General features: G+C 41.9%; 5 protein-coding genes, 1 tRNA gene, 3 rRNA genes and 1 pseudogene. 1 reads left to right on the top strand and 9 read right to left on the bottom strand.

Going from position 1 to position 12,567, the window contains the following annotated elements:
* Positions 1–54: 54 nt before the first annotated feature.
* From HMPREF1208_RS12595 to pdxS, 3 genes and pseudogenes are all read right to left on the bottom strand, one after another.
* Positions 55–1,374, bottom strand: a pseudogene (locus tag HMPREF1208_RS12595) (ISL3 family transposase).
* A 288-nt stretch (positions 1,375–1,662) separates the two neighbouring features.
* Positions 1,663–2,247 (bottom strand): pyridoxal 5'-phosphate synthase glutaminase subunit PdxT, encoded by a 585-nt coding sequence (gene pdxT, locus HMPREF1208_RS00040; protein WP_016424275.1) that lies wholly within the window; start codon positions 2,245–2,247, stop codon positions 1,663–1,665.
* A 1-nt stretch (position 2,248) separates the two neighbouring features.
* Positions 2,249–3,136 (bottom strand): pyridoxal 5'-phosphate synthase lyase subunit PdxS, encoded by an 888-nt coding sequence (pdxS, locus tag HMPREF1208_RS00035; protein ID WP_016424274.1) that lies wholly within the window; start codon positions 3,134–3,136, stop codon positions 2,249–2,251.
* A gap of 108 nt (positions 3,137–3,244) precedes the next feature.
* Here pdxS and pdxR point away from each other — a divergent pair, with 108 nt between their 5' ends.
* The gene (gene pdxR / locus HMPREF1208_RS00030; protein ID WP_016424273.1) at positions 3,245–4,645 is read left to right on the top strand and encodes a MocR-like pyridoxine biosynthesis transcription factor PdxR; all 1,401 of its coding nucleotides are present in this window, start codon (positions 3,245–3,247) and stop codon (positions 4,643–4,645) included.
* 155 nt (positions 4,646–4,800) lie between these two features.
* On the opposite strand, the gene HMPREF1208_RS00025 is transcribed toward pdxR, so the two are convergent.
* The 6 genes from HMPREF1208_RS00025 to HMPREF1208_RS00005 form a co-directional block, all read right to left on the bottom strand.
* Positions 4,801–6,729 carry an FUSC family protein gene (locus HMPREF1208_RS00025; protein ID WP_081635113.1) on the bottom strand — a complete coding sequence of 643 codons (1,929 nt, stop codon included), beginning with the start codon at positions 6,727–6,729 and terminating at the stop codon, positions 4,801–4,803.
* Positions 6,730–6,983: 254 nt separating this feature from the next.
* Entirely contained in the window at positions 6,984–7,211 is a 228-nt protein-coding gene (locus HMPREF1208_RS12590; RefSeq protein WP_154840296.1) for a transposase family protein, read from the bottom strand.
* Positions 7,212–7,672: 461 nt separating this feature from the next.
* Positions 7,673–7,787: ribosomal RNA gene (gene rrf, locus HMPREF1208_RS00020) — 5S ribosomal RNA — on the bottom strand.
* A gap of 77 nt (positions 7,788–7,864) precedes the next feature.
* Positions 7,865–10,788 (bottom strand): 23S ribosomal RNA (locus tag HMPREF1208_RS00015).
* Positions 10,789–10,945: 157 nt separating this feature from the next.
* Positions 10,946–11,022 (bottom strand) — tRNA-Ile (locus tag HMPREF1208_RS00010).
* 105 nt (positions 11,023–11,127) lie between these two features.
* Positions 11,128–12,567, bottom strand: a 16S ribosomal RNA gene (locus HMPREF1208_RS00005); the annotation flags it as partial.

The raw sequence follows: 12,567 nt of genomic DNA, 5'->3' as shown, positions 1-12,567 counted from the left end.
GAAATCGAGTTTTTATGGTTCTTTGTCAACGTCGGTTGGCGAGACGATAACGCATTAAGCAACGTTATTTTGTTGTTTAATGCGTTTTTTATATTCACTTACAAATACCTTGGAAATGATTAAGATTCGATTCCTAAAATTCCAGAAATTTCTATAACCATAAGAAACCCGTTTAATCAGTTTTATTTTATTATTAATGCCCTCAATTGGCCCATTCGTTAAATGTGGATAACGCATCGTATTTGAGATATAGGGCAAATATTTGATGAATGTTTGAATGACGCGCTTGAGTCCTTGTGAAATATCTTTTGTTTTTGAATCCTGTAAGATGAAGCGTAATTGCTGGATATCGTTTACTTTCAGAGCACTTAAAAGACGATGCCCCGTTTCATATGTCTCTTTGAGCCTCTCATCAAGCTCCAATAAATACTGAACTAAACTGTATTGACTCTGCCAAGACTTAAAAAGTCCGTATGACTGATATATCATTCGATCTAAATCTAAGGGCGCTTTTAATAGTAACTTCCAATAACGCTTTAATTTATTATATTGAGGTCTATCTTTTGTCCTAAAACCATTCATAACTTGAACTCGGCATCGATTGATTTCACGATTGATAGCCTGCACGATATGAAAGCGATCCATAATTATCTCCGCATGAGGAAATAAGTCTTGAATGAGTGCGATATAAGGTGGAAACATATCTATAGAGATGGTTTTCACTCTTTCACGTTGCTTTCTAGAGAACTTTAAAAAATAGGCTTCTCATTTATGTTTGCGACGATCAGGTAAAATATCGATGATATCATGGGTTACACTATCACAGTAAATAAAGCTCATCGCACCTTCGACATCTTTCGTTGATTTGAATTCGTCAAAAGCTAAGTGCTCCGGTAAAACATGATGTGCCTGCGTCTTCACCGAATCACTTACCTCTTTTAAATGGCGATGGACAGTTGAAGGTGATACACATAGACTTTCAGCGACATCCTTTTCAGAGATGACTTTAGATAGTTTCCGGGTCATCATGCGTTTGACCTCATTTGAGATGGTACATCGGGGTTGAATATAGGGTGTTTGAGCTGTAAAGGTTTGTTGACAAGCTTTACAGTAAAAGCGCTGTTTCTTCAATTTTAAATAGGCAGGTCTTTCAAAAATTAATCCCATATAAACTTTCGTTTTACGAAAGCCATGTTTAATAATTAAATGGGCATCATTTTTAATTCCACAACACGCACAAGCACTGGGATGATATGTCAATTGGCCTTCGTATAATAATGCCTTTACGTTTTTATGTACATCTAATCCTAGATTTTGAGTGATTTTTAAATTTTTGACTTTAATTCCAAGCATTTCTGATATATCATTACACATAGGCACAATATCTCCTTAATCGTTGGTTTGGTCACTTACAATTATAGAGATATTTGTGCTTTTTTAATATCAAAAATTAAAATAACGGTCAGTGAATATTTCACCAACCGTTAAAAATATACAACCGTTTTTATAAAAAGAAGCGCTAAGGTGATTTTCTATTAATAAATCATCTTAGCGCTATTTATTTTGAGATTGCTTTCCAGCTCAACCACTTTGATATTTGATATCGTTATAATCCTAGGTTAACACTTGATGCACAACTATAAGATTAGACAAAGACGGCTATCATTCAACTGCAGTTCTTTGCGATGTGCTGTTCGGGATAACCTGTTCTATAAAATACTGTGTCATACTGTAATCATCTGTTAATTCTGGATGAAATGAAATCCCTAAATATTGATTTTGACGAACTGCGATAATCTTATCTTCAACTCGACCTAAAATTTCTACGTGTGGGGCTGCAGATTGGATATGAGGTGCTCTAATAAAGACACCCTCTACAGGTTGATTTATCCCTTTAATTTGAAGTTCTGATTCAAAACTGTCTACTTGACGACCGAATGAATTGCGTTCTACAGTAATATCCAATTTTTGTAAATAACCTTCTTCGTCAACGATATCCTGTGCAAGCACAATCAAGCCTGCACAAGTGCCAAACATTGGCAATTGTGATTCGCGTAATGCTTCTTTAAAACCATAAAGCCCCATTAAGCGACGTAACGTGGTTGACTCACCACCAGGGACAATTAACCCCTCTATTTCTTCTAATTGTGCTACTTTTTTAATTGGCACACCTTCATGCCCTGCAGCTTCAATATGTCGAATGTGCTCGCGAACAGCACCTTGTAATGCAAGTACTCCGATTTTCATTTTACCAACCACGCTCTTGCATACGTTCTTCTAATGAAAGTTGATTAATATCTAATCCTTTCATTGCAGTACCTAATTTTTTAGCTAACTCGCCAATCAGTTTGTAGTCTTGATAATGTGTTGTCGCTTGTACAATAGCTTTAGCAAAAGTTTCTGGATCTTCTGATTTAAAGATACCTGAACCAACGAATACACCATCTGCACCTAATTCCATCATTAATGCAGCGTCTTGAGGTGTTGCGACACCACCAGCCGCAAAGTTAACAACCGGTAAGCGACCGTGTGCTTTAATATCTTTTAAGATTTCATAAGGTGCACCTAAGTTTTTCGCTTCAGTCATTAATTCGTCATCACTCATCACTGTGATACGCGCCACTTCTTGATTAACTTGGCGCATATGACGTACCGCTTCAACGATATTTCCTGTACCTGGTTCGCCTTTAGTTCGAAGCATCGCAGCACCTTCGCCAATACGACGTGCAGCTTCTCCTAAGTTTCGGCATCCACATACAAATGGGACAGTATAGTCACTTTTCTTTAAGTGGAAGACTTCGTCAGCAGGTGTTAATACTTCTGATTCATCAATGTAGTCCACACCCATTGCTTCTAAAACTCTTGCTTCTGTAATATGGCCAATACGACATTTAGCCATAACTGGAATAGATACCGCATTCATTACTTCTTCTACTATAGAAGGATTACAAGCACGTGCCACACCACCAGCAGCACGAATATCTGATGGTACACGTTCAAGTGCCATGACTGCAACAGCACCAGCTTCTTCCGCAATTTTTGCTTGTTCAGCGTTAACCACGTCCATGATAACGCCACCTTTTTGCATTTCTGCCATACCGCGTTTAACACGCTCTGATCCGATTAATTTTGACATAGGCGATTGTCCTCCTTTTCATACGTTCACAAGTAGATTATACTAATAACTGAACTGGTTAAAGTGTCAGAATAATAAAAAATAAGCAGGTCAGATTGGAGTAATATGATGGAAATGTTAATGTTCGATATCCAACAGTCACAAACTTCACCTATTTACATTCAACTATATGAAAATATTAAAAAAAGCATTATTAATGGGAGTATGCAAGAAGGCGAAAAATTACCTTCAAAAAGACAACTCAGTCAGTACTTATCTGTAAGTCAAACGACTGTTGAGAATGCGTATGCACAACTTATAGATGAGGGCTATATTTATAGCAAACCTAAATCTGGGTTTTATATTAGTGCGATTGAGACGCTCCCCTTTATTAACGAAAAACCTGCACCGTCACCACAACGTTCCTTAGCGTCAGAACATAACCCTCAATATGCATTCAAATTAGGCATGGTGGATCAAGCTCATTTTCCTTTTGAGCAATTTCGTAAATATGCGAAAGAAGCATTTGAGGAGCCTCAATATCCGCTAGTTGAAATAGGTCATAGGCAAGGGGATTATGCATTACGACAACAGATTAGTCAGTATTTATTTCATAGTCGCGGCGTACAAGCGACTCCCGAGCATGTGATTGTCGCTTCTTCAACTGAACAATTGTTGTCCATCATTACTGATTTATTACCATCCCATAGCCAATTCATGTTAGAGGACCCTATTTATCCTCAAGTCCATCAGTTACTAAAGCGAAAGCATATTCCTTTTCGCTTTATTCCAGTCGAAAAAGATGGGATTGCAATTGAATCAATGAACCAAACTGATTATAACATTGTATACATTACACCGAGTCATCAATTTCCGAGCGGGGTGACAATGCGTTTGAATAAACGGATGCAACTCCTAAAATGGGCACATCAAAGCCAAAATCGCTTTATTATTGAAGATGACTACGATTCAGAATTTCGATACGAAGGTAAGCCCATTCCTGCACTTCAAGGTCTCGATCAATCAGGACGTGTCATTTATGTGAGTACTTTCTCAAAATCCATTTCACCGTCTATTCGTATCGCCTACGCGGTTTTACCTGAAGCATTACTTCAACGTTATCATGCACGTCAAAATCTTGAAGGAGGGACTGTTCCGAGACATACACAATTTATGGTCACACGTTTTATGCAAACCAACCAATTTGAGCGTCATTTAAATCGAATGCGAAAAATTTATAGACAAAAGCGAGATAAAGTTTTAAACGCTTTAAAACAGTACCCAGAATTATTCATTATCAATGGTGAAAAAACAGGCATGCATTTTATTATCACCATCCAAAACGGGTGGGATGAAGCGACATGTATCCGTCAGCTTAAAGTAAATGATATCGATATCCATCCCCTCTCTGATTATTCATTCGACAAAGTAATAGGGCCTCCTCGTTTTGTATTGGGATTTGGCGGGATTCCTATAGATAAAATTGAAGCACACACACAACAACTCATTGCTAGTTTTAATGCAGACTGAGACACTACTCAATGCAATCAATCATTGACATGCCTTTGATAAACAAATCGATGTAAGATAGATCTCTATCAGTAAACCCTCATAAAAAGGGATCACGTGCACTAAATTGATTTTAGACACGGGATCCCTTTTTTCGATATGACTAAATAAATAGACTAATCTTTTAATAAATTTGGGTTTCTATGATTTTGATAATCGTAAAGTTCAATATTTTGCAACTGCATCAAAGAGCGACGTAACTGCGCGTAGTACTCTAATTTAGGAAGATCTATCAATTGAGTTTGGTATCGCCCTTGCTCAAATAATTTAGCAACATTTTCAAATGCTACTAAATACTGTCCCATAGCTTCGTTATTCAAGTATTTAGGCTTATCATCATATAAGGCTTGAATTAACTTAAAACTCATCTGTTCAAGTATAAACATTGCTGGATATAAATACTGCGTCCGTTTTCGATTAGATAACAACTCACCATAAGCAAAACGATACATGGTTTCCATATTATCGATATTGAGTTTTAACCGTAATCTTTCACGATAACGATTGTGTGATGTCTCTTCACTTTTACTAGAAAATATGGAGTGAAACATTTGTGCTTCAATACGTGTTACATCGGCAATAATTTCAGGTAAACGTTTGGAAGCAAGACGTCTTCCGATAATCATCACACCTATCACAGCAATTAAAATCCCTACTGTTGTATCTAATAATCTTGGCACCGCAATCATAATCGTTAAGTTACCTTGAGCAAGACCACTCAGTAAAATCACTTGAACCGTAATCGCAAACATCGCTAGCGCATAATTCGCACCAATCAACATCTCAGTTAACGCACCACTTAAACAGAGTAAAATGACTGCGAGGATAAGTGGCGGGTGAAACATTAAAATCACGACCGCAATGCCTACCCCTACAATCGTTCCAAACCAACGCGCCCCTGCACGCTCAACACTGGCAATCGTCGTCCCACCAAGTAAAACCGTATGGGCACTTAATGGAATCCAGTACGCCCTTTCAAAGTCAAAGATTAAAGCAATCAAAATAGCGATGCCTATAATAACTGAATATTTGACTGTAGAGATGAAATTCATTGATTTTGGCGTTAAATTATAACGTAATCTTTTCCAATACTGAGGCGATTGGATAGTCGCATTTTTAGAAATTGTCGCATCAGGTGCAGTCAAAATTTCATCAACTTTAAAAATCAATTCTACTAAATTTTCATACTCTGGTGAGACATCCACATGTTTTTTCCAAGTGCGATGGCTATGCGCTGAATCTAAAATTTGATACATCACAAACGTCATCATATCAGATATGATTTCAGGAATAGGCCGATGTCCCTTCGCATTGAGCTCTAATAATTCCGAGTAAATCCCTTCAGCAGCACGATGCAACAACGTCAGACGTTGAGAATCAATGGACTTTTTCTTTAGAAGTGAGCGCGATGTTTGAAGTATTTCCGAAGTAGAAATTAAAGTACGAACGACTGTCTTAGTTAAGTCATTAAACTTCACTTGATCATTGAAGTGGTCAATGAGCGACTGGATTTGTTTAAATTCTTGAGCAACTGCATCATACTCCGGTTGTTCTTTTCTTAGTTTAATTTCAATGCAAACAAACAAGATCGCCAGCAAACCACCTACTCCTACCATAGCACCTCGAAACGCAAAAGCTTGTGGGTCATGAGGCATCACGCTCGATAAGCTATATGCAATAATAAAGAACGTAGATGAAGGACCAGGAATGTTAAGCGTACTGAAAATATAGTATGGCACCACCGCTACAATTAAAAGACAAATCCCAAACAATAAAGGGGTACCAGAAGTTAATGTCCCTAACATCATCGCCACCGTCAAGCCTAAAGCTGAAAAAGTAACCGCCCGTAATCGGGAGTTAAATGTCCCCTTAAAGACATAGATATTCGCAAACGTTCCAATTGTCGCCAGGAGTGCCGCTGAAAAGTTATTAAAAACCATCCCAAAACATAGGGGTAAAAACATTAGCAGCCCTTGACGAAACGCGCGTTGAAAATCAATTTTATGACAATCTATATAGGTCACATTTTTTAAATAGTTCATCATCGAGATGCTCCCTTTCCTCATATTTACCGTCTTACCTCTATTATATAAAAGAAAAATCATCGAGCATACATTGTGTTTTTGATATTTAAGACGGTACAATCACTTTCAAATACTTTCTAAAGTATTACGTCTACTGCGATTGATGATCACGTCCCATATTGTAACATGACAAATTCCATGTTAGTGTCATCATTGTCATTTTTATAGTAAATGCTGCAGTATATGTTGAATTATTGTAGTAAGAATCTGGTTGTTTAAAAAAATCGTGGCGTTTTTAATATCAGAAATAAAAAACAGTTATCCTCAACAACATTTGTTTTAGAAGTAAAAGTCCGACCACAAACCCTACATTTAAAACGTTGTTTTAACAGATTTAAATACACTGCTATCTCTTGGAATCTTAAAAAAGTAATTCGCGATAAACGTTTTCCGTGTTTGTGTATTCGGTTTGGATTCGTATGATAACAGTGAGGACAAGTCATAGGCTTGTATGAAAGGGTACCAAAGATGACGTTAGATTTCTTATCTCTAATAACTACATCTTCTTCAACTTTAGTGATTTTAATATTATTATCTTTAATATATCATTACACATAGGCGCAATATGTCTCCTTTATTTTTGGTTTAGTCACTTAAAATTATAGAGGCATTTGCGCTATTTTTGTACAAAAAAGCAGGATGACTTATGTCATCCCACCATAAAAAATGAAGAACCATTATAAGTTAAGTCACTTACAATAGTAGAAATAATCGTGCTTTTTAGACTCATAAAGACAATTCGAAAAGGTTGAAATGAACCATGCATGCTCACAATCCTCTTGCGTAGAGCGCTGTTGATAACAGCCCCCATACTTTGAGAGCATATAAAAATACACCCCAAAAGATGATCTCTCACCTTTCGGGATGTACGCGGCTCATCGCATCCAATTATGCGTTTATTTCTGCTTGGCAACGTCCTACTCTCGCGGAACGTCAGTCCGACTACCATCGGCGCTAAAGAGCTTAACTTCTGTGTTCGGCATGGGAACAGGTGTGACCTCTTTGCCATAGTCACCAAACAAAAATGCTTTTGAATGTTATACATTCAAAACTAGATAGTAAGTATACATTCACAAGTAAAACCTTATGAACAAATTTGATTAAGTCTTCGATCGATTAGTATTCGTCAGCTCCACGTATCACTACGCTTTCACCTCGAACCTATTTACCTCGTCATCTTCGAGGGATCTTATAACCGAAGTTGGGAAATCTCATCTCGAGGGGGGCTTCATGCTTAGATGCTTTCAGCACTTATCCCGTCCATACATAGCTACCCAGCTATGCCGTTGGCACGACAACTGGTACACCAGAGGTATGTCCATCCCGGTCCTCTCGTACTAAGGACAGCTCCTCTCAAATTTCCTACGCCCACGACGGATAGGGACCGAACTGTCTCACGACGTTCTGAACCCAGCTCGCGTACCGCTTTAATGGGCGAACAGCCCAACCCTTGGGACCGACTACAGCCCCAGGATGCGATGAGCCGACATCGAGGTGCCAAACCTCCCCGTCGATGTGAACTCTTGGGGGAGATAAGCCTGTTATCCCCGGGGTAGCTTTTATCCGTTGAGCGATGGCCCTTCCATGCGGAACCACCGGATCACTAAGTCCGTCTTTCGACCCTGCTCGACTTGTAGGTCTCGCAGTCAAGCTCCCTTATGCCTTTACACTCTATGAATGATTTCCAACCATTCTGAGGGAACCTTTGAGCGCCTCCGTTACACTTTAGGAGGCGACCGCCCCAGTCAAACTGCCCGCCTGACACTGTCTCCCAGCACGATAAGTGCTGCGGGTTAGAAATCCAATACAATTAGGGTAGTATCCCACCAGTGCCTCCACGTAAGCTAGCGCTCACGCTTCTAAGGCTCCTACCTATCCTGTACAAACTGTACCGAATTTCAATATCAGGCTACAGTAAAGCTCCACGGGGTCTTTCCGTCCTGTCGCGGGTAACCGGCATCTTCACCGGTACTATGATTTCACCGAGTCTCTCGTTGAGACAGTGCCCAAATCGTTACGCCTTTCGTGCGGGTCGGAACTTACCCGACAAGGAATTTCGCTACCTTAGGACCGTTATAGTTACGGCCGCCGTTTACTGGGGCTTCGATTCGTAGCTTCGCTTGCGCTAACCACTCCTCTTAACCTTCCAGCACCGGGCAGGCGTCAGCCCCTATACGTCACCTTACGGTTTAGCAGAGACCTGTGTTTTTGATAAACAGTCGCTTGGGCCTATTCACTGCGGCTCTTCAGAGCGTGAACCCCAAAGAGCACCCCTTCTCCCGAAGTTACGGGGTCATTTTGCCGAGTTCCTTAACGAGAGTTCGCTCGCTCACCTTAGAATTCTCATCTTGACTACCTGTGTCGGTTTGCGGTACGGGCACCGATATTCTAGCTAGAGGCTTTTCTCGGCAGTGTGAAATCAACGACTCGAGGAAACAATTTCCTCTCCCCATCACAGCTCAATCTTAATGAGTGCCGGATTTGCCTAACACTCAATCTTACTGCTTGGACGTGCACTCCAACAGCACGCTTCGCCTATCCTACTGCGTCCCCCCATCGCTTAAAACGAATATTGGTGGTACAGGAATATCAACCTGTTATCCATCGCCTACGCCTGTCGGCCTCAGCTTAGGACCCGACTAACCCAGAGCGGACGAGCCTTCCTCTGGAAACCTTAGTCAATCGGTGGACGGGATTCTCACCCGTCTTTCGCTACTCACACCGGCATTCTCACTTCTAAGCGCTCCACATGTCCTTGCGATCATGCTTCAACGCCCTTAGAACGCTCTCCTACCATTGTCCTACGGACAATCCACAGCTTCGGTAATATGTTTAGCCCCGATACATTTTCGGCGCAGTGTCACTCGACTAGTGAGCTATTACGCACTCTTTAAATGATGGCTGCTTCTAAGCCAACATCCTAGTTGTCTGGGCAACGCCACATCCTTTTCCACTTAACATATATTTTGGGACCTTAGCTGGTGGTCTGGGCTGTTTCCCTTTCGAACATGGACCTTATCACCCACGTTCTGACTCCCAAGTTAAATTATTTGGCATTCGGAGTTTGTCTGAATTCGGTAACCCGAGAGGGGCCCCTCGTCCAAACAGTGCTCTACCTCCAATAATCATCACTTGAGGCTAGCCCTAAAGCTATTTCGGAGAGAACCAGCTATCTCCAAGTTCGATTGGAATTTCTCCGCTACCCTCAGTTCATCCGCTCACTTTTCAACGTAAGTCGGTTCGGTCCTCCATTCAGTGTTACCTGAACTTCAACCTGACCAAGGGTAGATCACCTGGTTTCGGGTCTACGACCAAATACTCATTCGCCCTATTCAGACTCGCTTTCGCTACGGCTCCACATTTTCTGCTTAACCTTGCATCAGATCGTAACTCGCCGGTTCATTCTACAAAAGGCACGCCATCACCCATTAACGGGCTCTGACTACTTGTAAGCACACGGTTTCAAGTTCTCTTTCACTCCCCTTCCGGGGTACTTTTCACCTTTCCCTCACGGTACTGGTTCACTATCGGTCACTAGAGAGTATTTAGCCTTAGGAGATGGTCCTCCTAGATTCCGACGGAATTTCACGTGCTCCGTCGTACTCAGGATCCACTCAAGAGGGTATTCGTTTTCGACTACAGGATTATTACCTTCTCTGATTAACCTTTCCAGGTTATTCGTCTAACAAATACTTTTGTAACTCCGTATAGAGTGTCCTACAACCCCAACAAGCAAGCTTGTTGGTTTGGGCTCTTCCCGTTTCGCTCGCCGCTACTCAGGGAATCGATTTTTCTTTCTCTTCCTCCGGGTACTAAGATGTTTCAGTTCTCCGGGTCTACCTTCTCACATACTATGAATTCATATGCGGATAACACGACATAACTCGTGCTGGGTTCCCCCATTCGGAAATCTCTGGATCAAAGCTTACTTACAGCTCCCCAAAGCATATCGTCGTTAGTAACGTCCTTTATCGGCTTCTAGTGCCAAGGCATCCACCGTGCGCCCTTAATAACTTAATCTTTTATGATTGAGCTTTCACTCAATTCACCAGTTATTAATTATGTGAGTCGTCTGTCGACGACTAGCGATAATTTTGTTTCAAGCTTTCGCTTGTCACTCGGTTTTGCTTGGTAAAATCTATACTTACTTATCTAGTTTTCAATGTACAATATCAAATGGTGGGCCTAAGTGGACTCGAACCACCGACCTCACGCTTATCAGGCGTGCGCTCTAACCAGCTGAGCTATAGGCCCATTTGATTTTGAATCCTCAATGAATGAGCATTCAAAACTGAATACAATATGTCACGTTAATTCCGTCTATCACCTGTTGGTGATATTTCCGTATATTATCCTTAGAAAGGAGGTGATCCAGCCGCACCTTCCGATACGGCTACCTTGTTACGACTTCACCCCAATCATTTGTCCCACCTTCGACGGCTAGCTCCAAAATGGTTACTCCACCGGCTTCGGGTGTTACAAACTCTCGTGGTGTGACGGGCGGTGTGTACAAGACCCGGGAACGTATTCACCGTAGCATGCTGATCTACGATTACTAGCGATTCCAGCTTCATGTAGTCGAGTTGCAGACTACAATCCGAACTGAGAACAACTTTATGGGATTTGCTTGACCTCGCGGTTTCGCTGCCCTTTGTATTGTCCATTGTAGCACGTGTGTAGCCCAAATCATAAGGGGCATGATGATTTGACGTCATCCCCACCTTCCTCCGGTTTGTCACCGGCAGTCAACTTAGAGTGCCCAACTTAATGATGGCAACTAAGCTCAAGGGTTGCGCTCGTTGCGGGACTTAACCCAACATCTCACGACACGAGCTGACGACAACCATGCACCACCTGTCACTTTGTCCTCCGAAGAGGAAAACTCTATCTCTAGACCGGTCAAAGGATGTCAAGATTTGGTAAGGTTCTTCGCGTTGCTTCGAATTAAACCACATGCTCCACCGCTTGTGCGGGTCCCCGTCAATTCCTTTGAGTTTCAGTCTTGCGACCGTACTCCCCAGGCGGAGTGCTTAATGCGTTAGCTGCAGCACTAAGGGGCGGAAACCCCCTAACACTTAGCACTCATCGTTTACGGCGTGGACTACCAGGGTATCTAATCCTGTTTGATCCCCACGCTTTCGCACATCAGCGTCAGTTGCAGACCAGAAAGCCGCCTTCGCCACTGGTGTTCCTCCATATCTCTGCGCATTTCACCGCTACACATGGAATTCCACTTTCCTCTTCTGCACTCAAGTTTTCCAGTTTCCAATGACCCTCCACGGTTGAGCCGTGGGCTTTCACATCAGACTTAAAAAACCGCCTACGCGCGCTTTACGCCCAATAATTCCGGATAACGCTTTCCACCTACGTATTACCGCGGCTGCTGGCACGTAGTTAGCCGTGGCTTTCTGGTTAGGTAGCGTCAAGACGTGCACAGTTACTTACACATTTGTTCTTCCCTAACAACAGAGCTTTACGATCCGAAGACCTTCATCACTCACGCGGCGTTGCTCCGTCAGGCTTTCGCCCATTGCGGAAGATTCCCTACTGCTGCCTCCCGTAGGAGTCTGGACCGTGTCTCAGTTCCAGTGTGGCCGATCACCCTCTCAGGTCGGCTACGTATCGTCGCCTTGGTAGGCCGTTACCCCACCAACTAGCTAATACGGCGCGGGTCCATCTATAAGTGACAGCAAGACCGTCTTTCACTGTTGAACCATGCGGTTCAACATGTTATCCGGCATTAGCCCCGGTTTCCCGGAGTTATTCCAGTCTTATAGGTAGGTTACCCACGTGTTACTC

This window comes from Staphylococcus sp. HGB0015, from assembly GCF_000411275.1.
In the GTDB taxonomy this organism is placed as follows: domain Bacteria; phylum Bacillota; class Bacilli; order Staphylococcales; family Staphylococcaceae; genus Staphylococcus; species Staphylococcus schleiferi.
Note: the sequence above shows the minus strand (reverse complement) of the source record. Positions and strands in the feature narration are given on the sequence as shown.